This is a genomic window from Leptotrichia wadei, assembly GCF_007990445.1.
In the GTDB taxonomy this organism is placed as follows: domain Bacteria; phylum Fusobacteriota; class Fusobacteriia; order Fusobacteriales; family Leptotrichiaceae; genus Leptotrichia; species Leptotrichia wadei_A.
This window is the reverse complement of the sequence record NZ_AP019841.1, coordinates 1,259,688-1,285,177: the sequence shown is the minus strand read 5'-3', so window position 1 is coordinate 1,285,177 and position 25,490 is coordinate 1,259,688. Positions and strand designations below refer to the sequence as shown.

Genomic DNA, 25,490 nt, shown 5'->3' with positions numbered 1-25,490 from the left:
AGGGAGAAAACAATGGATAGTAAAGAATTTGCATCTGCACTAAATAGCGAAGAAAACTTTGAGGATTCTTTTGATTTTGATGAATTAGAGAAAAAATTACAAAGTCAATTAAAATTAGAACTATCAGAACTTGAAATTTTAAAAGAAAATCAGAAACAAATAGGAGACCCTGATAATTTGGGTAAAGTTGTAGAGGATGTGATTTGGGAACAGGTTAATAATCAAATTGCAATTGTAGCAGGAGAAGATTTCATAAAAGAAAATGGTGGGATGACTTTAGATTTAAGAAATGAAGCACATATTCAAACTGCTGAAAATTTTGCAAAAGGGAAAATAGCTAAACATAACTATAAAAGTAGAGAAAAGTTAGAGAAAAACTATGAAAGATATAGTAATGTACCACATAAAAAGTTTCGAGAGGAATATGTAAATCCAGGAATGGATAAAACTTTAGAAAGAGCTGGAGAATTAAATAAAAAGGGTATTGATACAGTTAAAGATATTTATACAGGTAGGCAGATTTCGACTAAGACAAAATTAGAGAATGGGAAAAATAATCCTAAATCCGCTCAAAGAGAACATGTAAAATCGTCTTCAGAATTATATAAAAATCCATCACTTCAAATGGCAAATGATAATGAAGAATTAGCAGTAATAATAAATGATCCTGAAAATTTACAAGGATATACAACTGCAGATAGAAATAATAGAAAAAGTGATAAAACATATGATGAAATGGATTCCAGAGATAAAAATAAGCATTTTGAAAAAGCGAATAAAAAAGCTGAAGAATTCCTTGAGAAAAAAGAAAATGAAGGAGAAGAAAGACTAAAAAAAGAAGGACGTCAAACGCAAAAAGAAGAAGCATTTCGTATGGGAGGTAAGGCTCTGAGAGCAGTTGTTATGCAATTATTAGCTTCATTTGTAAAAGAAGTAATAGCAAAATTGATTAAATGGTTTAAAACAACAAAAGGAAAGTTTGAAATGCTTTTGGATAGTTTGAAAGAAGCGATACACTCTTTTGTAGGAAAATTGAAAACACATTTAATAAATGCTGGAAGCACATTGTTTAATACTATAGCTACAATGATTATTGGTCCGGTATACGGTATTTTAAAAAAAGCATGGATGTTATTAAAACAAGGATGGAAATCTATAAAAGAAGCTATTGACTATATGAAAAATCCAGAAAATAAAAATCAACCATTAGGTCGATTAATTTTAGAAATTAGTAAAATAATGACAGTAGGATTAACTGCAGCAGGTGCTATATTATTGGGGGAAGCAATAGAAAAAGGATTATCTTCAATACCCATATTATTGGTTGAAATACCATTGCTTGGTAGTTTAGCAAATATAATAGGAATTTTTATGGGAGCAGTTGTATCTGGAATTATAGGAGCAATAGCAATTAATTTGATTCAGAAGATGATTAAAAATAAATATGAAACGCAAATAGTTGGTGAGAAAATAGATAAAAGTAATGAAATATTAAGAATACAGCATAAAATAATAAATTTGAATGAAGATAGAGTTGTAGAAACGAAAGAAAGAGTAGTTACGAATATAAAAGAAAGACATAAAAATGCTTCAGATTATATAAAAGATACATTTAATAAAGTATTTGGTGAAAAAAATTCAACTCAAGAGAAAATGGATGAGATTGATTCTCTTCTTGAAGAATTAATGAAATAATATAACGAAAATTTAAAGGAGATTACTTAAATAATATGGACAATAAATATGAAACAATGAAAATTGATAAACATAATTTTGAAATTTCAAAAAACAGATTGAAAAATTTTTCAGAACAAACTAAAACAGATTTAGAGTTAGACAAAGTTAGAACAGGAGGAGATTTTTTAGATGTTTGGTCGAAAGGAATTTTTGGTTTCTTTAATCATTCTGTTACTGGAAAAGAATTAAATGAATTGACAAGTCAAATACAGGAATATCTGATAAATATTAATAAAACTCAAATAAAAATTATAAAAGAATTTAAAGAAGTCTATAATACTTTTGAATCATTAGATAAAGATTATATTGATAAAATATGTGCTTCTATAAAAGGAATAGAAAAAACTAATGAAAAGATAGAAAGTATACTAAAGACACAAAAATTGACTATAGAGGAACTTATAAAATTCAAAAATAAAGTAGAGAATTATAAAATAGATGAAGACTCAGAAATAAAATTAGAAAAATTAAAGAAAACGGTTATTATATCGAATATTCTTTATGGTATTGTTATTTTGATATTATTCTTGTTATTCTTTATAGGAAGTAAATAGATGAGTAAATATAAAGAAAATTTTTTGGATTATGCTTCTAAACTAGATGCGGTTACTAATTCTAACGGTAAAATTACAAAATATGGAATATCTATTGCTAAGGAAAATGATAAACAAGCAACTATTTTATTGCTAAGAAAAATTTCTAAGATAATAGATTCAAAAGAATTTTCCAAAAAGATAAAAGAAATAGCAAATTTTTTGAAAAAAAGTTTAGTTGAATATTATGGTTATTTAGAAATAAAAAGAATTTGTAATTCAGACGAAGTGGTAGAAGATGTTAGAAGCTTAACGGATTTATTAGAAGAATTGAATAATTTGATTGGATTGAAGAATGCTAAATCTAAAGTGAATGATTTGATAATTTATCAAAAAGTTCAAAAGATGAGAGAGAAAGAAGGATTAAATGCTGTTAAAAGCACATTGCATTTATCTTTTACTGGAAATCCTGGCACTGGAAAAACAACTGTTGCTAGAATTATAGGTAGAATTTATAAGCAATTAGGTTTATTATCAAAAGGACACTTTATTGAAGTTTCAAGAACAGATTTAATAGCAGGGTATCAAGGTCAAACTGCATTAAAGGTAAAAAATGTTATAGAAAAAGCTAAAGGTGGAGTGCTATTTATTGATGAAGCATACAGTATAACTGAAAATGAACAAAGTGATTCCTATGGAAGAGAATGCATAACCGAATTGACTAAAGCATTAGAGGATTATAGAAATGATTTGGTAGTAATTGTTGCTGGGTATTCTGAGCCAATGAAAAACTTTTTTTCTTCAAATCCTGGACTAAAATCACGTTTTAACACATTTATAGAATTTGAAGATTATAATACTAAAGAACTTTTGGAAATATTAATATCAATGTGTAAAAATAATGATTATGATTTGACTGAAAAAGCGAAAATAAAATTAAATGATTTTTTTGAAACAGAATTAGAGAATAAAAAAGAAAATTTTTCAAATGGAAGAATGGTAAGAAATGTTTATGATGATTTAGTAATGAATCATGCTAGAAGAGTAGTTAACATTGAAAATATTACGAAAGAAGATTTATTATTAATAACTGACTTAGATTTTAAACTTTAAAAATAAATATAAATTTAAAAATGTGTATTAAAAAATTAAGATACACATTTTATTTTGGAATAACATTAGAATTATTTAAGTTAAGAGAATTAAAAAACTAATTAAATTTTCCAGTCTTGAAAAAAAAGTAAAAAATTGGTATTATATTAAAAGAATAAATATAGATATTTGTGGTATAATATCAAAAAAGGGGGAAAAGAGAGTTAGAATGAATAAAAGGGAAGTTGGGTTTAAGTATGAGAATGTAGCGAAGGAATATTTGATTTTGCAGGGGCTTGTGTTTGTTGAGAGTAATTTTTATACTAAATTTGGGGAGATTGATCTGATTTTTTTTGAGAAGAGTAGCCAGACGCTTGTGTTTGTGGAAGTTAAGTATCGAAGAAATGACTTTTTTGGATCGGCGATTGAGATGGTAACGGAGGAGAAGCAGAACAGGATTCTTGCTAGTTCGCAGGTTTATCTTTTGAAAAAAAATTGGGATAGGAATGTGAGGTATGATGTTGTTGGAGTAAGTAAGGACTCTGGAAATATTGAATGGTTAAAAAATGCGTTTTGAGGTGGTTATATGAGAAATGATGAAAAATGCTGTAAATGCGGAATGGATATATTTGAAATAAAAAAGGTGGCTATTCCTACAAAAAAGGCTGTTGGAGCAAAGATAGCCATTGATACATTTTATTTGAAAATATGTAAAAACTGTGGATATACGGAAATGTACTCAACCAAAATAATTCAGAAGGTTGAAGATCCAGTCTAAAGTTTTTGGGGAAATAATATTTAATTTTAAAGGAATTTTGTTTAGGAATCGGGATATAATTTCTGGGGAGGAACTGGTTGAGTGTGATATTGTGTCAAAGGATACGAAAAATATTTTGAATAGCTTAAAAAAATTACGGAAATTAAATAATATTTACTATGTATGGGATTATAACAGGGAATTTAAGAGATTGATTTATTCCTATAAGTATAATCATAGGAAGATTATGGCAAAACTAATTGCTGAATTGGTAAAAGAGGAGTTTTATTATGTTTTAAAAAGGGAAAAAATAGATGTTGTTGTAAGTGTGCCTGTCAGCAGGAAAAGGAAAAATGAGAGAGGATATAATCAGGTTGATGAAATTTTGAATTTTTTAAAGGTTAATTATGTCCAGCTTAAACGGGTTAAGAATACGAAAAAGATGGCTGAAATTTTAAATGAGGAAGACAGGAATAAAAATATAAAGGGAGCTTTTAAAATTTCTGGAAATATTGATTTTAGGAATAAAAATATTCTGATACTTGATGATATTGTAACGACTGGGGCGACACTTAGGGAAATTAAGAATAGTATTTTAGAGCAGTTGGACAATGGAGAAAATACCAGTAATATAAGAATAACTGTTTTTTGCCTGGCTGCGGCTAGGGAAATTAAGATGAATAGAGGAGAAATATGAGTTTTAAATTAAAGATGAAACTTTTGCTGTTTTTAGTAAGTTCAGTTATTTCATTTTCAGCTTCTGTACAGAATGAGAATTTTCACGAAAATGTAAATGATACTGTGAATATTCAGGAGAATTACTTGATTAGTGCGGCGAAAAGAAATAATAAAAAAAATAGTGAAAATTTGGAAGAAAATGAAAAAGTTGATGATAATGATAAAACTGATGCAGCAGATGAAAATGCAGATGTTTCTAAATCAAATGAATCATTGAAATACAGTCAGAGAAATGATGGGATTATTGACTTAAATTCGTTAGTTCACAAAGAGGATACTGAATTTAGGGTGCTTAATGGGAATAATGTGAAAATTATGTTAAGAACAAAAAATAATGATGTTTATTCTGCGGAAGTTGTATATGATGGCGGGAAAAAGCTGATGCGTGGAATTGGAAACTATGGTGGAAATGAAATTTTTATGGCTGAAATCCCAAGCAGTGTGTCAAGTTATTATTTTGTGCTGACAGATGACAAGACAAAATATTATATGGGAAGAAATATTTCAAAAAATCTAAAGGACATAGAAAGATTTGAGTTTTCACGTTCAAATAAATTAACAACAATTCCAGAATGGGCGAGAGGTTCTGTAGGATACCAGATTTACATTGATTCATTTAGAAATGGGGATGTGGATAATGATGCAATTTTTAACGAATTTGGGACAGATGACTTTGCTGAGCCTACTGGGGAAATTCGTTCAGGAAGATCAAAAAAAGATTTAGTTTTGGCATATTGGGGCGGAAATGAAAAGCCACAGTTTTCGCTAAATGAATGGAATAGTAATTATGAGGAAAAGAATGAGTGGGAAGAAAATACGTTAAATGATGTTCAAAATTACACACGTTATTATGGCGGAGATTTAGAAGGAATAATTGAAAAACTTGATTATATTAAAGATCTTGGTGTAGAATATATAATTTTATCATCGCCATTTTATTCGCTTTCTAACCATAAATACGACACAATTTACTTTAATCACGTTGATCCGTATTTTGGCTACATAGAGCAGACTGGAACGTCAAAAGGGCTTGACATAAAATCAAAAGTTCATAATAACAATGGGGATATGGAATTAAATTTGCTTATTTTTAATCCTGAAACTGATAAAAACTTGCTTGATGAAGACTTGCTAGATCCAAAAACGTGGGTTTGGACAGATTCTGACTTAAAACTGGCTAGCCTTGTGAAAAAGGCCCATCAGAAAGGGCTGAAAGTGGTTCTGGAAGTGGCTGCTGACACTACATCGAACAGATTTTTTGCGATAAATAATAAGGAATTTTCAAACTGGTATTTGAAGGATACTGTGCTTGACTTAAAAAATCCTGAAGTTAGAAATTATATTGAAAATGCGATGAAAAAATGGATTTTAGGGCCTGATGGGACATTTAAGAAGGAAATTTATGATGATGGGATTGATGGAATAAGATATGTTTACTATGATAATGCAAATAAGGAATATATTGCAAATATTACAGAAAATTTGAAAAAGTATAAGCCAGACTTGCTGATTACAGGGGAAGTTTCAAATAGCATTACAAAAGATATTGAAGATGGAATTTATGACAGCGGGGCAGATTATAACATAATTAATAATATTATAAAATATACTGTAAATACTAATCCAAATTTCCGTATTGGCGGAGTTGAATTTGCAACAAAATTAAATGAAATTTATAACAGATATTCAAGCAATCGCTTTAATATGACACAAGTGTTTATCGGATCGCTTGATACAGACAGAATTTTTAGCGGAATGATAAATCCAAATAGAGTTTATGATAGAAATAACCAGTCAGATCAAGGATATTTAAATATCCGTCCAGATCTTTACGATGGAACTGCTGTAAATAAATTAAAAAGAGTAGTTGCAATGCAAATGATGCTGCCTGCCACGCCAATTATATATTATGGAGATGAAAAGGGAATGTGGGGAGCAGATTCCCCTAGAAATAGAAAGCCTATGTTATGGGAGGATTATGAACCTTATGACAATGAAACTGACAATATTATTAAATATAAAGACAGGCTTAGAAGTTTGCCGAGCGTTGTGGAAGTAAATGAAGTTCAAAAGTGGATTTCATATCCTGTAAAAAGTAATCCTGATATTGAAAATCACTACAGGGCATTGTTAAAAGTACGGAAAGAGCATAAAAACTTATTTAAAAATGGGAAATTAAGAATACTTGAAGTTTATAGCGATCCAAAGACAAAAGGACGTATTGACTCAGAAATTACAGCTTATCTAGATGACCAGAAAAGACGGGCAAAATTATATCAAGGACGTGATATAAATCCTGCAAGACCAAATACAGACTTTATTTCCTACGAAATATCAGATGGAGATGAGTCAATGATAATAGTGGTAAATAACGGGTCAGATGAGTATCCATTATCGTTGCAAGTACCAAAATTATTTGGATTTTACAGAAATCAGCTGAATTTAAAGGAAAATTATGCAATTTCTGACAAAAAAATTCAAGTTAACGTAAAACCTTATGAAGTTAAGGTTTTATACAGCAATGCGAAAAATATGTTTGATTCATTTAGACAAAATAAAAAATAAGAGAATCTGGATTAAAGATATGTAAGGGGCAAAAGCCCCTTTTTAAAACGTAATTTATTTAAATATTTAATAATAAAAAAAGAGGAAAGATAAAATGATACAAAATTCTAAAATTGGAACATTGGAAGTCGTTACTGGAAGCATGTATTCAGGGAAAAGCGAGGAGCTTATAAGACGGCTTAGACGTGCAGAGTATGCAAAACAGAAAATAGTTGCATTTAAACATGCGATTGACAACAGATATGGGGAAAATGGAGTATTTTCACATGAAAATAACAGTTTCAGGGCCTATCCTGTGAGCGATGTTTCCCAGATGGAAGAAATTATGGAAAAAAATGTTGATGCTGAAGTGATTGGCATTGATGAAGTACAGTTTTTTGGGGAAAAGATTGTTGATTTTTGCAAGAAGTATGTGGAATATGGGAAAAGAGTGATTATCGCAGGTCTTGATATGAGCTTCAGGGCAGAGCCTTATGAGCCTGTACCGGAACTGATGAGCATTGCCGATCAGGTAGATAAGCTTCATGCAATTTGCATGGTTTGTGGAAAGCCTGCTTATGCGAGCCAGCGCCTTATCAATGGAGAGCCTGCATATTATGATGATCCCCTGGTTATGGTTGGGGCAAGTGAAAATTATGAGGCAAGATGTCGTAGACATCACATTGTAAGGTATAGAAATGACAAAAAAGGGAAAATATATTTTATTGTTGGAACAGAAATTAACGTTGGCAAGAAATTTGTTGAAAAAATGTATGAGGAGCAATTTGTTGATGATAAAAAAATAAAAACGATTGTTGTAAATGGGCAAATGAGTGGAAATGAAAAAACTGATTTGAAAAATTTACGTGAAAAAATAAACTTGGCATTAATTGAAAATGACTATATTTTTGTCAGAATTACTGGAGGGCTTTTGTTAAAACTGGAAGGAAGCTACAGTATTTTGGACTTTATGTGTGAATTTAGAAAAAATTCGGAAGTAATTATTGTTTCAAAAAATAAAAAAGGTGTGCTTAATCAGATTTTATTGACAGTTGATTTATTAAAAAAATCAGACTTAAATTTAAAAGAAATTGTCTATAAAAATGGGAATAGTCATGCTGGGGAAGAAAAGGAAGAAAATGGTGTTATTGAGAAAATATCGAAGATAACGGAAGTTAAGTATCGGGAGTTGTAGGATTTTAATTTGAGAATGTGAATTAATAGTAAAATTTAAAGGAGAAAATTTGAGGATGAAAAAATTATTGATTGTTATTTTGTTTTGTTTTTGTGTAATTGCTTGTGGGAAGAAAAGCCAGGGAACTGGAAATATAAATAAAAAAAATCGTATTCCCAATGTCCAATTAGAAACTAAAACAACGGAAGATGAAATTAAGGAAATGGTAAATATTTGGAATAAAGCTTCTAGTAATGGAGATTTTGATACTTTAGAAAAAATATTGGCAGATAAAATTGAATATTATCAGACAACAGTATCAAAGGATTATTATATTAGGGATCAAAAGAAATTTTTTGAGAAAAATCCAGTTTATGGACAGGTTTTAAAGGGCAATATTGAAGTGGAAAAAATATCAGATAGACAAGTAAAAGCAGAGTTTGTGAAGGAAGTTACGACAAAGGAAGGAATAAAAGATTATCCATCATATTTAGTATTTGAAAAAATTAATGGTGAATGGAAAATTGTTTTAGAAAGTGATTTAGTTTCTGATGGAAATATAAGAAAACAAAAAAATGCCAAAATTAAGTTAATAGGCAATTCAGCGGAAGCATATCAATTAGTGAAAAAATCAATAATTAAACATAATTTAGCTAATGTTAATTGTATAATGGCTTCAGATGGACAAGATGAAAATTATTATTATTTTGATATTCGCAGTGATAATGAAAAATGTGGTGGAGATCCAAGTGTAGCGCCACGATTATTCAGTTATCAAGTAAATAAGAAAACAGGTGAATTAAAAACAGATTCAATGGATTGGGCTGAAAAAGTTGGTAAAGATCCTGGAGCGATGGAATATAATAGAATTGATTAAAATAAAAAATATATAAAAAAGTTGAACAGAAAGTGATAATGAAAAAAGGAGAAATATGAGTATTTTAGATGAACTAAATAAGGAGCAGAGAAAAGCTGCAGAAAAAATAGAAGGGCCTGTATTGATACTGGCTGGAGCGGGAAGCGGGAAAACACGGACAGTTACCTATAGAATTGCACATATGGTAAAAGAGATAGGAATTTCGCCACTTAATATTCTGGCACTTACTTTTACGAATAAGGCGGCAAGGGAGATGAAGGAGAGGGCTGCGGCTCTTATTGGGCATGAGGCGAATAATCTTGTTGTTTCTACGTTTCACTCGTTTTCGGTGAGATTGCTTAAAACTTATTCTGAGAGAATTGGGTATGGACGGAATTTTAATATTTATGATGTAGATGACCAGAAGTCGATTATTACAAAAATAAAAAAAGAAATGGGAATTAAGGATAGTGATGGTATTCAGCCAGGAAAACTTGCAAATAAGATTAGTAAATTGAAGGAGCAGGGTGTAGGGATTAAGGAGCTGGAGCGGGAAATTGATATGAGAATTCCTGCAAATAGGCTTTTTGGCGAGATTTATCAGAAATATAATGAAGTTTTGAAGGCAAATAATGCGATGGATTTTTCAGATTTGCTTTTAAATGCGAGAAAGCTGCTGGATGATGCTTTTGTGCTGGAAAAAATACAGGAAAGATATAGATATATTGTGGTGGATGAGTATCAGGATACTAATGATATCCAGTATGAAATGATAAATTTAATTGCGGCCAAGTATAGAAATATTTGTGTTGTGGGAGATGAAGATCAGAGTATTTATGCATTTCGTGGGGCAAATATTAATAATATACTGAATTTTGAGAGGGATTACAAGGAAGCATTTACGGTAAAACTGGAAAGAAATTACCGTTCTACAAAGAAAATACTGGATACAGCCAACGAGCTTATTAAAAATAATAAAAGTTCAAAAGGAAAAACACTTTGGACAGATGGCTCTGATGGAGAAAAAATCAAAATTTATAATGCAATGACTGTTTATGATGAAGCAGATTTCATTGTGACAGAGATGAAGAAAAAGAAAAGAGATGGTGCCGATTACAAGGATATGACGATTTTGTACAGAACGAACGCACAATCAAGAGTTTTGGAGGAAAAACTGCTGTCTGCAAACATTCCTTACAAAATTTACGGTGGGATGCAGTTCTTTCAACGTAAGGAAATAAAGGATATTTTGGCATATTTAAGCCTTTTAAATAATAAAAATGATAATCATAATTTTTATCGTATAATTAACGTTCCAAAACGTTCTGTTGGAGAAAAGACGCTTGAAAAAATACAGGAAGTGGCAAATGAAAAAAATATCTCGATGCTTGAAGCGCTTCACTACATTGATGAAATTCCTGTAAGAGCAGCTACAAAACTGGCATTAAAGGAATTTTACAATTTAATGCAAGGCATTTACTCAAGTCTTGAAGAAATGTCAATTAAGGAAATATTTGATGAAATTCTTATAAGAACACGTTATATTGACTCAATTGAAGACAACAAGGAAGACAGGGTCAGAAATATTGAGGAATTGTTAAACAGTATTACTGAAATTGAAAAGCAAAATCCAAGTATGTCCTTAAATGAATATCTTGATATGATTTCGTTAAGTTCGACGACTGATGAAATGGAAGAAGATGAAAATTATGTAAAACTTATGACAATTCACAGTTCAAAAGGACTGGAATTTGATTATGTATTTCTTGCAGGAATGGAAGATGGGCTGTTTCCGTCAATTTCTTTCGATGCTCCTGAAGAAGAGCTGGAAGAAGAGCGGAGACTTTGCTATGTGGCGATAACTCGTGCTAAAAAAGAACTGTTTATTTCCTATTCTTCATCAAGAAAAATTTGGGGAAAAGATGACAATTTACGTCGTCCATCCAGATTTATCTACGAAATGAAGCAAGATAATCTAGAGTATGTGGGTGGAAAATACGGAAGTTTAAAAAGGCAATCTTCAGTTCCAAGAAGTTTTACACCGAAAATAGAAAACTTTAATCCATTTTCTAAGGATAAATTAGGAACTTTTGGTAAAAAATTAAGTAATTCTCAAATAACTTCAAATGTGAATTCTAAATATAAAGTTGGAGATGTGGTTAATCACAAGAAATTTGGACGTGGGAAAATAAAAAAAGTGGATATGAAAAGTATGATTGTGGAATTTATGATTGGTGAGAAAAAAATAGCATTGGTGTTGGCGGATAAAATTTTGGAAAAATAAAAAATAGTATTATCACAGTAAAAGCCTTTTTACTTTATTCAAAGAGGTTTTACTGTATTTTTAATATATTTTCAAAGGATAAAGGGTTATAATTGATTATACAAATTAAAAGTATATGGTGACTTAAAGGTACTAAAGATTAACTACCAGCAGTGTCTATAACAATAAGAATTTTTATTTCCTTGTCAAAGATGTAGAAAATAATAAAGCTAAAAATTTTAAAATACTGTATTTGGTAAAATTTTTATACTTTTATAAACGGCTAAAAGAGTATAGGGAAGGAGAGTATGATTTTTACATAATTTGTAATTATCATACAAAATAAAATGAAAAATTTAATATTATCAACAGATTCATATAAAATTACTCATCCATTTCAATATCCAGAAAATATGACGTATATGCACGATTATATCGAGAGTCGTGGGGGTTTATACGGATATGTAAAATTTTTTGGACTGCAATATTACTTAATGGAGTATTTGACAAAAAGAATTACAAATGAAATGATAGATGAAGCCAAGGAAATTTGTGAATTACATGGATTGCCATTTTTTGAAGAAGGATGGAGATATATCGTAGAAAAGTTGGATGGGAAGTTGCCACTTAGAATTAGAACCGTGCCAGAAGGCAGCGTTGTAAAAAATCATAATGTGCTGGTTACAGTTGAATCAACTGACAAAAATGTGCCTTGGATTGTGGGCTGGGTGGAAACATTGCTGTTAAAAGTATGGTATCCAATTACCGTTGCCACATTTTCATACAAGGCAAAACAGATTATAAAACACTTTTTGGAAGAAACAAGTGACAATGTGGAAGCAGAGTTGAAGTTTAAATTGCATGATTTTGGTTATCGTGGCGTTTCCAGCGAGGAAAGTGCTGGAATTGGCGGAATGGCTCATCTTACAAATTTTTATGGAACGGATACCTTAAATGCACTTGTCTTTGCTCGTAAATATTATAATGAAAAAATAGCAGCTTTCAGTGTGCCTGCTTCTGAACACAGTACAATGACTTCGTGGACTCAGAAATATGAAAAGGAAGCATACGAAAACATGCTTGATAAATTTCCAAAAGGAATTGTTTCAATCGTTCTTGACAGCTATAATTTTTTTAATGCGGTAGAAAATATTATTGGAAAAGATCTACGAGAAAAAATATTGTCAAGAGATGGAATGGTTACAATACGTCCAGATAGCGGGGATGCAATTACAAATATTCTATTTGCACTTGAAAGTCTGGAAAAGAATTTTGGCTATACTATAAACTCCAAAGGATATAAAGTAATTAACAAAGTTCGTATTTTACAAGGTGATGGAATTAATGAAGATACAATCTGGGATATTTATAAATCTTTAAAAGATAATAAATATTCTGCTGAAAATGTTACTTTGGGCTGTGGAGGATCACTTTTGCAAGGAAATGAAAAATCTAGCATTAACAGGGATACTCATAAATTTGCCATGAAATGCAGCTGTATAAAAATTGGAAATGAAGTTAGAGATGTTTACAAAAATCCTGTTACAGATAAAGGAAAAGTCAGTAAAAAAGGACGTCTTGACTTGATAAAAAATAAAAATGGAGAATTTGAAACAGTAAATATTTCAGATTTGCCTGAAAATCAATATCATGAAGATTCCGTAATGGAATGTGTTTTTGAAAATGGAAAAATTTTGAAAACATATACTTTTGAAGAAGTTAGAAAAAATGAAGATTTATTATATAATCCGAGTTTAATCAGAGAAGTATCAAAATAAAAATAATAAATTAGATAAAAATAGTTTAAATTAAAATTGCAAAAATTATACAATTTAGATTTTTAAAAGCAATAGATAAAATTACGAAAGAAGGAAATAAATGAAAAAAATATTATTATTAGGAGTAGCTGCAGTAGTTTTAGCTGCCTGTGGAAATAAGCCCAAAACACAAAGTGAAATGGGACAGGCGGGACAAAATGCCGAATATGCACAATACTTAGACACTTTGAAAACTGATAATAATTTAAAAATCACAATGGGAAAAGTTCCTGTAACAATTGTTGGAAATGAATTAAAAGTTGGAGATAAAATAAAGGAAGTGCCTTTAGTTATAAATACGAAATTGGAAGAAAAAAATATTTTTGAAGATAAAAATATAAAAGTAATCTATACAGCACCATCGCTTGATACAAAAGTTTGTTCATTGCAGACAAAACAGTTAAATGAAGCTGCAAAAACTTATCCAAATGTAAAATTTTACTCGGTAACTGTTGATACTCCATTTGCACAGGAAAGATTCTGTACAGCCAATGAAATTAACGGATTAAAAGCAGTTTCTGACTTTAAATATCATCAATTTGGTATTCAGAATGGATTTTTTGTAAAGGAAAAAGGACTGTTGACAAGAGCGTTGGTAATAGTGGATGAAAATAATAATGTAAAATATATTGAATATGTGCCTGAAGAAGGGAAAGAGGCAAATATTGACAAAGCGTTAAAATTTTTAAAAAATAATTTAATAAAAAAATAAAATTTTGAAAATTTGAAAAAATGAGGTATAATTAATTAAAACAAACTTTTTGGAGGAAAAATGAAAAAAATAAAATTATTACTTCTAATTTCAGCTTCAGCGATGATTTTTACGGCATGTGAAAATAAGTACAGCGTAAAAAATTTAAAAAAAGATGACAAGCTCTTAAAAGAGACTGTTATAAAATGTAAACAAAAACAAGACGAGAAAATTTGTAAAAATGTGGAGCAGGCACAAGGTGAGCTAGCACAGGAATGGTGGAATAAAGTGAAGCCTGAAGTTTCTAAAAAAGTAGATGAAATTTCAAAGGATGTGTTAGCAGGAAATGCAAGTTCAAGTATGGAAAGTGCACCTGAAAAACTTTGGGACTGGGAAGCTAAACATCTATCTACAACACCGCAAAAGGCTAAAGAAATGACATTGCAACTGTTAAAGGAAGTTTCGAAGAAAGTAAAATTTGAAAAATTTGAATATAATATGCAAAACGTAAAGACAGGGCAGACAACTGCTGGAAGAAATTATGCTGTTATACCAACAAAAAGTATAATTTCAGCTCAAGGCAAAAAAATGGAATTAAATCAAAAGACTTTGGCATTTGAAGATAAAAATAAATGGTATTTAGTAAATATTGATGAAAAAACTAAATTAATTTTGAAAGAATTATATTCAGATCTTGCAGATGTAAACATAGAACAATAATAAATAAAAAATACTGGGGAGCAGTTTTGCTGAGAATTAAACCCATATAACCTGTACAGATAATGCTGTCGGAGGGAGTATTTTATATAAAATAAAAAATAATTTAAAATAAAAAATGAAATAATTTTAATTTTAAAGTTATTTGATATTATCTTTTTGAATTATAAAAATATAGAATCTCCTTGTAACAAGGGGATTTTTTTATACGAAAAAATTTCAAATAAAAAAATATAAATTTAAGGAAAGGAATTATAAATTATGGAAAGAACAGAGATTAATGCAAGTATTGCAATTCAGGTATTGCCAAATGTTGTGGGAAATGAGGAAATTGTAAGAGTTGTTGATGAAGTTATTGAATTTATTAAAAGTAAAGGGTTAAAAATGAATGTTGCTCCATTTGAAACGACGATAGAAGGAGATTTTGACGAACTTATGGAAATTGTGAAGGAATGTCAGATTGTGGCTGTGAAGGCAGGGGCTGAAGGTGTAATGTCTTATGTGAAAATAAATTATAAACCGAAGGGAGATATTTTAAAGATTGATGAAAAAATTTCAAAATATAACAGATAAAATTGCACCAAGTATTATTATTGCTGTATTGCTGATAATTTGGCAAATTTTGTCAATGGTGAATATTATTCCAAAATTTATGTTGCCGTCGCCATTTGAAGTTGTAAAAGCGTTTGTTTCGGATTTTCCGTTGCTTATGGAACATACAAAAATTACACTTATTGAAGCGTTTTTGGGACTTGGATTGGGAATAGTTCTAGGATTTGTTGTGGCGGTTGTTATGGATAGGTTTGAATATGCGTATAAAATGATTTATCCTGTTTTGGTGATTACGCAGACAATTCCGACGGTTGCTATTGCACCGCTTTTGGTACTTTGGCTGGGATATGGAATATTGCCGAAAATTACTCTTATTGTTATGACTTCGTTTTTCCCGATTACTATTGGGCTTCTGGATGGATTTCGTTCGGCTGACAAGGATATGTTAAATTTGTTAAAAACAATGGGAGCAACACCATTTCAGAACTTTGTTCATGTTAAATTGCCAGGCTCATTAGGATATTTTTTCGCAGGGCTTAGAATTTCAGTTTCATATTCTATAATCGGGGCAGTTGTGGCTGAATGGCTTGGTGGATTTAGTGGACTTGGAGTTTATATGACAAGAGTGAGAAAATCGTATTCATTTGATAAAATGTTTGCAGTAATTTTTCTTATCTCTGCAATAAGTTTGCTGCTTATGTATCTTGTAAAAAAAATACAGAAATGGTGCATGGTTTGGGAAAAGTAAATTTTTAAATAAAAAAATTCAAAATAAAAATAAAGAGAGGTATAAAAAATGAAAAAAATTTCAAAAATTTTAATTTTATGTTTAATCTTGATTTTGGCTGTTTCGTGTGGGAAATCTAAAAATAATCAGAAAGTAAAAATTGTACTGGACTGGGTGCCAAACACTAATCATACGGGGCTTTATGTGGCAAAAGACCTAGGATATTTCAAGGAGGAAGGACTGAATGTGGAAATTGTACAGCCGCCTGAAGGTAGTACAACTGCACTTATCGGAGCTGGAGGGGCAGAATTTGGAATAAGTTTTCAGGATACGTTGGCAAAATCATTTGCAAAGGAGAGTCCTGTGCCAGTGACAGCTGTTGCAGCAATTCTTCAGCATAATACATCTGGAATTATTTCATTAAAGGAAAAAGGCATTGATTCGCCTAAAAAACTGGAAGGTAAAAAATATGCCACTTGGGAAGACAATATTGAGCAAGCCATTTTAAAAAAATTAGTAACAGATGATAAAGGAGATTTTTCTAAAGTAAAATTGATTCCTTATACTATAACAGATGTTGTAACTGGCTTAAAGACTGATGTTGATGCTGTCTGGGTTTATTATGCGTGGGATGGAATTGCTACAGAAAGAGCAGGGCTTCAGACAAATTTTCTAAAAATACGAGACTATGCTAAAGAACTTGATTACTATAGCCCAGTAATTATCGCAAATAATGACTTTCTGAAAAAGAATCCTGAAATTGCAAAAAAAGTTTTAAAAGCAATAAAAAAAGGGTATGAATATGCAATGAAAAATCCAGAGGAATCAGCAAAGATTTTGGTAAAAAATTCTCCAGAACTTGACATAAACTTGGTAACAGCAAGCCAAAAATGGATTTCTAAAGAATATCAATCTGATGCAAAGGAATGGGGAATAATTGACGGAAACCGTTGGAACAGATTTTATGAATGGCTTTACAAAAATAAGGCTGTAGAACGTGAAATACCAAAGGATTTTGGATATAGCAACAAGTATTTGAAATAGAAAATTTGACTAATAAGAATATTTATAATAGCAAGGGGTCTTAACCCCTTGTCAGAAAGCCAAGAAAAATAATAAAGCTGAAAATTTAAAAATATTGTATTTATTGGAATTTTTACACTTTTATAAATGATTAAAATATGTTATATTAAGGAGATATTAAGTGAAGAAAGACAAAAAGCTGGAAATAAAAGATATTTCCATTTCTTTTGAAAATAAAAAAGTTTTGGAAAATGTTTCAATTGATTTGTATGAAAATGAGCTGGTTTGTATTCTAGGAGTGAGTGGTGCTGGGAAAACAACGTTGTTTAACATTATTGCAGGACTTTTAAAGCCTGATGGCGGAAACGTGGAAATGGATGGAGAGAATATAAATGGAAAATGCGGGAAAGTAAGTTATATGCTGCAAAAGGATTTGCTTCTGCCGCATAAGAGAATTATTGACAATGTAGCGCTTCCGCTTGTTATAAAAGGTGAAAATAAAAAAAAGGCACGAGAAATTGCAAAGCCATATTTTAAGGATTTTGGTCTGGAGGGTACGGAAAATTTGTATCCAAGCAAGCTGTCGGGGGGGATGAGACAAAGGGCGGCTTTACTTAGAACGTATCTGTCTTCCGGAAAAGTTGCTCTTCTTGATGAGCCTTTCAGTGCATTGGATGCAATAACGAAGAATAAAATTCACGGCTGGTATTTAAATATAATGAAAAAAATTAAGATGTCAACTTTGTTTATTACCCATGATATTGATGAGGCGATACTGCTTTCCGATAGAATTTATATTTTGGCAGGAAGTCCAGGTAAAATTGTTGCACAAATAAATGTTGACTTGAAAAATAGTCAGAACAAAGGCTATAATAATGAAGAAGTTATAATGTCTGAAAAATTTATTAAATATAAGCGTGAGATATTGAAATATTTGTAAATTTTTTAAATTTGATTTTGAAACGATTTTACTATATAATAGAATAAAATATTGAAAGGAAGTTTGAAAAATGGAAATAAGACATGTAGTAAATGAAGGATTTTTCATCTTTGGAGAAAATGGAGATGAACTTGCAAAATTAACTTACAGAAAAGAAGGAGAAAAATTATTTTTTGAGTCAACTGTAGTTTCACCTGAATTAAGAGGACAAGGAATCGCAGGGAAATTATTTGAAGCAGGTGTAAAATATGCAAGAGAGAATAATTATAAAATTGTGCCAGTTTGCAGTTATATTGTGAAAAAATTTGAAAGCGGGAAGTACGATGATTTAAAGGCATAATTTAGGGATTATGCAGATTTGGAATTGAAAAAAATATTTTAAAATAAATTTATTTATTAGAATAAAAGAATAAGTTTCAAGTAAAATATGAAGAAAGAAGGGATTTTTTATGAAACTGGGAATTGTTGGATCAGGGATGATTGTTCAGGAGTTCTTGCCTAGCCTTGTGAAGCTGGAAGGGCTGGAAATTATGGGTATGCAAGGGACAAAGGCAAGTATTGGCAAAGTTGAGGAAATTTGCATAAAATATGGGATTCCAAACTTTACAGATGATTTTGATGAACTTTGTGAATTTGGAATTGATACTGTTTATATTGCTGTTCCAAATTTCCTGCATTTTGAATTTTGTAAAAAAGCGCTTGAAAAAGGGCTGAATGTTATTGTTGAAAAGCCGATGACAACTAATTATAAGGAAGCTGAAAAATTATCAGGTTTGGCAAAAGAGAAAAAACTGTTTTTATTTGAAGCAATAACGACACTTTATTTTGAAAATTATAAAAAAATAAAAGGCTGGATTGGGAAAATTGGAGATGTGAAACTTGTTCAAAGCCAGTATAGCCAGTATTCCAGCAGATATGACGCTTTTAAGAGAGGAGAAATTCTGCCTGTATTTGATCCGAAAAAAGCTGGTGGAGCATTGATGGATTTAGGACTTTATAATTTACATTATGTTTTAGGACTTTTTGGAAAGCCTGAAAATGTGAAATATTATGCAAATCTTGAGAGAAAGATTGATACAAGCGGAGTTCTTATGATGGAGTATGAAAACTTTAATGCTATGTGTGTATGTGCAAAAGATAGTGAAGGTGAGAGAATAGGCGTAATTCAGGGAAGCAAAGGAAAAATTATAAGTGAAGAAGCTCCAGGACTTGTTGGAAAAGTTACGTTAAAACTGTATGATGGAACGACAGAAAGCTTTGATGATGGATTTTCAAAGGACAGAGTTGTACCTGAATTTAAGGCGTTTATTCGTGCAGTAAATGAAAATGACTTGGAATTTTGCTATAAACAGTTGGAAAAAAGTCTGCTGGTAAGTGAAGTGCAGACAAAGGCTAGAATTGAGGCAGGGATTAAGTTTCCACAGGACTAGAAAATCTTAAAATTAGGAGAGAAAATGGAAAAAGAAAAAGTTTCAATAATTGTGCCAATGTATAATGCAGAAAAATTTATTGGAAAAACAATAGAATCGGTACTTTCACAGACTTATGAAAATTGGGAAATGCTTATTATGAACGATGTTTCAACAGATAACAGTCTTGCAGTTGTAAGTGAATTTGTGAAAAAGGATAAAAGAATAAAAATTGTAAGTACTGAAAAAAATGTGGGAGTAGTAAAGGGAAGAAATTTTCTGATTGAATTGGCTAGCGGAAAATATATTGCATTTTTAGATTCTGATGATTATTGGCATAGTGAAAAGTTGGAAAAGCAGATAAAATTTATGAAGGAAAAAAATGCAAGCATCAGTTGTACGGAATATACGAGGGTTAGGGAAAATGGTGAAAAAATAAATGAAGTTATTATAAAACCTGAAATTTCCTATACGGATATGTTAAAGAATAACTATTTGGGATGCCTGACAGTTATGTATGATGTGGAAAAAATTGGGAAGCGGTATTTTAAAGAACTTGAAAAAAATGAAGATTATGTACTTTGGCTGGAAATTGTGAAGGATGTGAAAACAATTTATGGATTAAAGGAAAATTTGGCATATTATCGAGTGCTTGATAATTCACGTTCAAGCAATAAAGTTAAAACAGCGAAAGTGCGTTGGGAAATTTACCGAAAAATTGAAAAATTACCGCTTTTAAAATCAATCTATTATTTTATGCACTATGCAGTTAGAGCGGTATTGAAAAGTAAATAAATTTATAAATGAAAAAAGGGAATATAAATGAAAAATTATATACTGGAAACTTTGCTTGAAGAAAAAAATAATAATTTAAAAGGAATGTTGTATCATAATCTTCAAATTAAATTTGCTTATAATAGTAATCATATTGAAGGAAGTACATTGACAGAAGATCAGACAAGACATATTTTTGAAACAAATAGTTTTTTTGCGGAAAATGAAACAGTGAAAGTTAAAGATGTGATTGAAACTTTAAATCATTTTAAATGTTTTGACTTTATTATTGAACATGCAAATGAAAAACTTTCTGAAAAATATATAAAAAAACTTCATTTTCTGCTTAAAAGTAATACGAGTGATTCACAAATTGAATGGTTTAAGGTTGGCGAGTATAAGCAAAAGCCAAACACGGTTGGTGGAAATAGGACTGCGAATCCAAAACAAGTTGAGGCAAAGATGAAAAAACTTTTGGAAAATTATAATAGCCAAACTGAAATAACTGTTGAAAAAATTATAGATTTCCACTATAAATTTGAAAAAATTCATCCATTTCAAGATGGAAATGGAAGAGTTGGAAGGCTTATAATGTTTAAGGAATGTCTAAAAAATGATATTGTGCCTTTTATATTGGAAGATAAGTATAAAATGTTTTATTATCGTGGGTTAAAAAATTATGAGAGTGAAAAGGGATGGCTTTATGATACTTGTCTTATGGCACAAGATGAAATGAAAAAAATACTTGATTATTTTGAAGTGAAATATTAAAATTTGATTTTATTAATAATACAAAAATTATTAAATAAAAAAACATCAAAAAATATTTTTTGACATACTAGAAAAAATATGATAATATGTAAAAAAGTGAATAAATTGGATGAAGGTATGAGGAGAGATTTTAATTATATTAGAAAAATATTAAAAATGTAATTGGAACACCGAAGAAGTGACTCTTTCAGGTAAAAGGACTCATAGTGGACGAACCTCTGGAGAGATGGTCTTAAATGGCTGCACCGAAGGAGCAAAGGAATATTTTCCCTAAACTCTCAGGTAAAAGAACAGAGACTAATACATATAAAATTATAATTTTATATTTCTTTTTTAGTATGAAAAGAGTTTTTAGAGGTTGTCTTTGCTTTATTTTAAAGTAGAAGATGACTTTTTTATTTAAATAAATTTGAATTATAATGTTATTTGTTTGAAATACACAGCCTAGATTCTGCATTCATTTAAAATTCAAAATATAGAAAATAGAAGGAGAGAAAATTAAATGTTGGAAATTATTAAGGATTTTAATGGATTTTTTTGGGGAGTTATTTTAATTATATTGTTGGTTGGAACGGGGATATTTTATACTTTTAGATTGAAGTTTATTCAAATTAGGGAATTTAAAACTGGACTGAAACAGCTGACAGGTGGATTTGACCTTAGTGGAGAAAAGGCAGATAGTAACGGAATGTCATCATTTCAGGCATTAGCAACAGCGATTGCCGCACAGGTTGGAACAGGAAATCTTGCAGGAGCTGCAACAGCGATTGTATCTGGAGGACCTGGAGCAATATTCTGGATGTGGCTAAGTGCATTTTTTGGAATGGCTACTATTTATTCAGAAGCAGTATTAAGCCAAATTTTTAAACAGAAAAAAGATGGGGAAATGACAGGAGGCCCTGCCTATTATATTCAAACTTTATTTAACGGTGGAAAAGCAGCTAAATTTTTAGCAGGATTTTTTGCAGTTTCATGTATTTTAGCTTTAGGATTTATGGGAAATGCAGTTCAGGCAAACTCAGTAGGAGACGCTTTTCATAATGCTTTTCATATTCCGACAGTTGTGACAGGATTATTTTTAGCAGTTTTATCTGGGTTCATATTTTTTGGCGGAGTAAAAAGAATTGCTTCAGTTACTGAAAAAATTGTGCCAATTATGGCAATTTTATATGTTGTAACATGTGTTACTATTATTTTGCTAAACGTTGGAAATGCAGGTATGGCATTTAAGGCAATTTTTGTTAATGCTTTTTCTACAAAAGCAGTTTTAGGTGGATTTGCAGGAGCTGGAATGAGAAAGGCAATAAGATTTGGGGTAGCAAGAGGATTATTCTCAAATGAAGCTGGAATGGGGTCAACACCGCATGCACATGCAATTGCGAAAGTAAAAAATCCTGAAGATCAAGGGCACGTTGCAATTGTTACAGTTTTCATTGATACATTTGTAATTTTAACATTATCAGCATTAGTAATATTAATCGCAGACGGAAGAGCGAGCGGAACTGGAATTTCATTGACACAGCAAGCATTTCAAGCAGTATTGGGGCACTTTGGAGTAATATTTGTTGCAATTGCATTATTCTTTTTTGCATTTTCCACAATAATTGGATGGTATTTCTTTGGGGAAGCAAATGTGAAATATCTGTTTGGTAAAAAAGCGCTTAATATTTACAGAGCTTTAGTAATGGCTTGTATAGTGGCAGGTTCACTTCAAAAGGTTGATTTAGTATGGGAACTTGCAGATATGTTTAACGGGCTTATGGTAATTCCAAATTTGATAGCATTGATTGGGCTACATAAATTGGTAGTTGAAGTTACGAAGAAGGATCCATTGTTAAAAGATTAGTAATTTTAGAATAAAAATATACCCAGATTTTAGATTGAGAAAGAATTTAAGATTGGGTATATTTGTATTAATAAATAGAAATTATATTTTATATTATTTGATAACAAGGAATTTTGTCCCTTTGCAAAAAAATTCATAACTATTCTGTTATTTTATTAATCCAGCCAATAAGATTATTAGTTATAGCGTGGCAAGCAGAGGTGAGATTGCAAAGATAAATTGTTAGCATGGATATCTTTATAACTTCCGATGTGTTAATAAGTTATATTCTGCTCAAAATCCTGTAAATTATTTTTCAAAAGTATAAATTCCCAGTCTGTTATTAAAGATGTAAAAGAGTGGAATAAACAATTTTTTCCATCCAGGAAGATGATGTTTCATTTCGTCAGTAAAATTAATAAGTCCAGTCTGTTTTAATTTTGGATTCAATTTTACAACTTCACTTCCATCCTTTACTCCCCAACTAAATTTTGCTTCCATATTTTTTAAGGTATCGTGTTTTTTACTCATTTTAACTGTTCCTTTGTAAAGCAAGTCAAATTGAGCTTCAAAAGAATCAAAATTATCAGTCAGTATTTCCAAAAACTGTTTAATTTGCTGTTCTTCAAAGTACATTAATACTCCTTCGGAAATAATAAGCAATTTTTTCCCTTCCAGTTTAATATCTTTTGTCCATGCTGAATCAAATGCAGATTTTGCAATATCTGTAACTCGTTCATTAGGTTCAAAAAATAATTTTCGTTTTTCAATGACTTCTGGCAAGTCAAGATTGTACCATCTTATTTTTCCATTATCTATTCGTAAAAATCTTGTATCTAATCCGCATCCAATCGACACAATTACACAATCTGGATATTTTGTCATAAATTTTTTTACTTCATTATCCATCACTTTCGCCCGTGAAAGAACTCCATAATACGAAGCCCATGCACTTTTAAATTTCGAGAAGTCATAATCTATTTGAGAAATTATTTCTTCAGATTTTTTATCATTCAAAATTGGTTTTTCGCTTTTAGCATCAGTTGCCCGCATATACAGAGTAATAAGCATAGTTTCTGAAATATTATTAAGTTTTATTTTCATAGTATATTCCTCCTTATAAAAATTTTGATTATCAAACTATTCAATAGAATTATACCTATATTTATTCAAAATGCAAATTTTTAATATAAAAATTTTTATCACATTATTAAAATTAAATAAATTTAGAATTTGAATAGAATAATTATTGCTTCTAAATTCATTTATATATAAAATGTATAAAGATAAAAACGATTGAAAATTAACTTGAACTGTGGTAAAATTAGTTATATTTTTATTGGAGAAAATTAGTAAATTTGGAGAACTATAAAATGATAAAAAATAAGGACAGATTTTTTAATTTTGATATTTTAAAATGTATTGCGATTATTATGGTTATTTTCATACATATTGTTGCAAGTGAGCTGTATAGTTATGGTGAAATATCTGGAAATAGGTGGATGACGGCAAATATTATAGATTCTTTTAGTAGAATGTGCGTGCCGATATTTGTTATGGTTAGTGGATTTTTTTTATTGAGAAAAGATGAGGATGTGAAAGTATTCTTTAAAAAGAGATTTGTAAAAATTATTCCAAAGTTTTTTATATATTCTGCTGTTTTTTTTATATTTGTAATAATTTTTAAAGATGTAAAAGATGATGAATTGTTTTCGGTTTTTTTTAGAAAATCAACTTATAAAACGATAATTTTAATTTTTTCCAAAAAGGAAAGTTATCATAATTTTTTTTCAGACTTTTTTCAAGGGAAAATTTACTATCATTTATGGTATATTTATATGATATTGCTGCTTTATTTAATAACTCCGTTTTTGAGAAAAGTTGTGGCAAAAGTCGATAGAAAGAGCATAAATTATTTAGTTTATATTTGGATTGCTTTTATAATTATTATTCCGTTTTTAAATGCAGTTTTTAGGAAAAATATAAAAATATATTCTCCAGTTGGGCAATATATCGGATATTTTTTAATCGGTTACTTACTTTTTGAAAAACCTTTAAATATGAAAAAGTGGCAAAAGTACATAATTTTTTTTATAATGGTATTTTCAATTATCTTTTTAACATACATATTTACAAAATCAAATAATAAATTTTTTGATTATTTTTATGATTATCATTCGATTGGTGTTTTTGGAGCGACAGTTTTATTTTATGATTTTTTTGTAAATATTTTTGATGGAGAAAAAGTTTTTCCAAAAGTAAAAAGTATTGTAAAATCTATATCAGCGAAAACTTATGATATTTATTTAATTCATCCAATTTTTTTATTTTTTTGTGAAAGAATATTAAAATCCAGAATGAATTATTTTTTATATATAGTTACTGCATTTGTAATAGTATTCGCATTGTCTTTTTTTGCAAGCGAAGCATTAAAAGAACTGTCTAACTTTATGACAGGGATAAATAGGCAATTTTACAAAAAGGTTTAATACTTATGGCAACTAGGAATCTGCAGTAAAAAAGTTGAGGAAAATTGAAAATATTGCATTA

The 25,490-nt window shown here is 30.0% G+C and carries 24 protein-coding genes and 2 riboswitches; of the genes, 23 read left to right on the top strand and 1 reads right to left on the bottom strand.

Going from position 1 to position 25,490, the window contains the following annotated elements:
* The first annotated feature begins 12 nt into the window (after positions 1-12).
* The 22 genes from FVE74_RS06095 to FVE74_RS05990 all read left to right on the top strand — a co-directional run bounded on the left by FVE74_RS06095 (position 13) and on the right by FVE74_RS05990 (position 22,961).
* Positions 13-1,695 (top strand): AI-2E family transporter, encoded by a 1,683-nt coding sequence (locus tag FVE74_RS06095; RefSeq protein ID WP_147003698.1) that lies wholly within the window; start codon positions 13-15, stop codon positions 1,693-1,695.
* 35 nt (positions 1,696-1,730) lie between these two features.
* Entirely contained in the window at positions 1,731-2,291 is a 561-nt protein-coding gene (locus tag FVE74_RS06090; protein ID WP_147003697.1) for a hypothetical protein, read from the top strand.
* Entirely contained in the window at positions 2,292-3,383 is a 1,092-nt protein-coding gene (locus FVE74_RS06085) for an AAA family ATPase (protein ID WP_147003696.1), read from the top strand.
* A 208-nt stretch (positions 3,384-3,591) separates the two neighbouring features.
* Positions 3,592-3,939: a YraN family protein gene (locus tag FVE74_RS06080; protein WP_147003695.1), complete on the top strand. Its 348-nt coding sequence runs from the start codon at positions 3,592-3,594 to the stop codon at positions 3,937-3,939.
* 9 nt (positions 3,940-3,948) lie between these two features.
* Positions 3,949-4,140 carry a zinc ribbon domain-containing protein gene (locus FVE74_RS06075; protein ID WP_018449928.1) on the top strand — a complete coding sequence of 64 codons (192 nt, stop codon included), beginning with the start codon at positions 3,949-3,951 and terminating at the stop codon, positions 4,138-4,140.
* A gap of 37 nt (positions 4,141-4,177) precedes the next feature.
* Complete coding sequence (locus FVE74_RS06070) at positions 4,178-4,816, top strand: ComF family protein (RefSeq protein WP_232053884.1); 639 nt, start codon at positions 4,178-4,180, stop codon at positions 4,814-4,816.
* A complete protein-coding gene (locus FVE74_RS06065) occupies positions 4,813-7,422 on the top strand; it encodes an alpha-amylase family glycosyl hydrolase (protein ID WP_147003693.1) in 2,610 nt (869 codons plus the stop codon). The genes FVE74_RS06070 and FVE74_RS06065 overlap by 4 nt, the downstream gene beginning before the upstream one ends.
* Before the next feature lie 94 nt (positions 7,423-7,516).
* Positions 7,517-8,596, top strand: coding sequence for a thymidine kinase (locus FVE74_RS12130; protein WP_147003692.1), 1,080 nt, complete (start codon positions 7,517-7,519; stop codon positions 8,594-8,596).
* Positions 8,597-8,651: 55 nt separating this feature from the next.
* Positions 8,652-9,452, top strand: coding sequence for a hypothetical protein (locus tag FVE74_RS11780; RefSeq protein WP_197735176.1), 801 nt, complete (start codon positions 8,652-8,654; stop codon positions 9,450-9,452).
* A gap of 55 nt (positions 9,453-9,507) precedes the next feature.
* Positions 9,508-11,715, top strand: coding sequence for an ATP-dependent helicase (locus FVE74_RS06050; RefSeq protein WP_147003691.1), 2,208 nt, complete (start codon positions 9,508-9,510; stop codon positions 11,713-11,715).
* 326 nt (positions 11,716-12,041) lie between these two features.
* Entirely contained in the window at positions 12,042-13,472 is a 1,431-nt protein-coding gene (locus FVE74_RS06045; RefSeq protein WP_147003690.1) for a nicotinate phosphoribosyltransferase, read from the top strand.
* 100 nt (positions 13,473-13,572) lie between these two features.
* Entirely contained in the window at positions 13,573-14,223 is a 651-nt protein-coding gene (gene tpx, locus FVE74_RS06040; RefSeq protein WP_147003689.1) for a thiol peroxidase, read from the top strand.
* 60 nt (positions 14,224-14,283) lie between these two features.
* A complete protein-coding gene (locus FVE74_RS06035; protein WP_147003688.1) occupies positions 14,284-14,922 on the top strand; it encodes an EexN family lipoprotein in 639 nt (212 codons plus the stop codon).
* A 4-nt stretch (positions 14,923-14,926) separates the two neighbouring features.
* Positions 14,927-15,016: riboswitch (TPP riboswitch) on the top strand.
* 164 nt (positions 15,017-15,180) lie between these two features.
* Entirely contained in the window at positions 15,181-15,492 is a 312-nt protein-coding gene (locus FVE74_RS06030) for a thiamine-binding protein (protein ID WP_018449940.1), read from the top strand.
* Positions 15,464-16,219 (top strand): ABC transporter permease, encoded by a 756-nt coding sequence (locus tag FVE74_RS06025; protein WP_147003687.1) that lies wholly within the window; start codon positions 15,464-15,466, stop codon positions 16,217-16,219. The genes FVE74_RS06030 and FVE74_RS06025 overlap by 29 nt, the downstream gene beginning before the upstream one ends.
* A 48-nt stretch (positions 16,220-16,267) precedes the next feature.
* Entirely contained in the window at positions 16,268-17,242 is a 975-nt protein-coding gene (locus tag FVE74_RS06020) for an ABC transporter substrate-binding protein (protein ID WP_147003686.1), read from the top strand.
* Positions 17,243-17,402: 160 nt separating this feature from the next.
* On the top strand, positions 17,403-18,161 hold the full coding sequence (locus FVE74_RS06015; RefSeq protein WP_147003685.1) for an ABC transporter ATP-binding protein: 759 nt from the start codon (positions 17,403-17,405) through the stop codon (positions 18,159-18,161).
* Positions 18,162-18,231: 70 nt separating this feature from the next.
* Positions 18,232-18,501 carry a GNAT family N-acetyltransferase gene (locus FVE74_RS06010; protein ID WP_147003684.1) on the top strand — a complete coding sequence of 90 codons (270 nt, stop codon included), beginning with the start codon at positions 18,232-18,234 and terminating at the stop codon, positions 18,499-18,501.
* 109 nt (positions 18,502-18,610) lie between these two features.
* A complete protein-coding gene (locus FVE74_RS06005; RefSeq protein WP_147003683.1) occupies positions 18,611-19,591 on the top strand; it encodes a Gfo/Idh/MocA family protein in 981 nt (326 codons plus the stop codon).
* A 24-nt stretch (positions 19,592-19,615) separates the two neighbouring features.
* The gene (locus tag FVE74_RS06000) at positions 19,616-20,365 is read left to right on the top strand and encodes a glycosyltransferase family 2 protein (RefSeq protein ID WP_147003682.1); all 750 of its coding nucleotides are present in this window, start codon (positions 19,616-19,618) and stop codon (positions 20,363-20,365) included.
* Positions 20,366-20,392: 27 nt separating this feature from the next.
* A complete protein-coding gene (locus FVE74_RS05995) occupies positions 20,393-21,115 on the top strand; it encodes a Fic family protein (protein ID WP_147003681.1) in 723 nt (240 codons plus the stop codon).
* Between the two features lie 208 nt (positions 21,116-21,323).
* A riboswitch (glycine riboswitch) is annotated at positions 21,324-21,419 on the top strand.
* Positions 21,420-21,617: 198 nt separating this feature from the next.
* Positions 21,618-22,961, top strand: a complete 1,344-nt coding sequence (locus FVE74_RS05990) for an alanine/glycine:cation symporter family protein (protein WP_147003680.1) — start codon at positions 21,618-21,620, stop codon at positions 22,959-22,961.
* 288 nt (positions 22,962-23,249) lie between these two features.
* Here FVE74_RS05990 and FVE74_RS05985 read toward each other — a convergent pair whose 3' ends face one another.
* Entirely contained in the window at positions 23,250-24,044 is a 795-nt protein-coding gene (locus FVE74_RS05985) for a class I SAM-dependent methyltransferase (protein ID WP_147003679.1), read from the bottom strand.
* Positions 24,045-24,313: 269 nt separating this feature from the next.
* On the opposite strand from FVE74_RS05985, the gene FVE74_RS05980 reads away from it, so the two are divergent.
* Positions 24,314-25,429: an acyltransferase gene (locus FVE74_RS05980; protein ID WP_147003678.1), complete on the top strand. Its 1,116-nt coding sequence runs from the start codon at positions 24,314-24,316 to the stop codon at positions 25,427-25,429.
* Positions 25,430-25,490 lie beyond the last annotated feature (61 nt).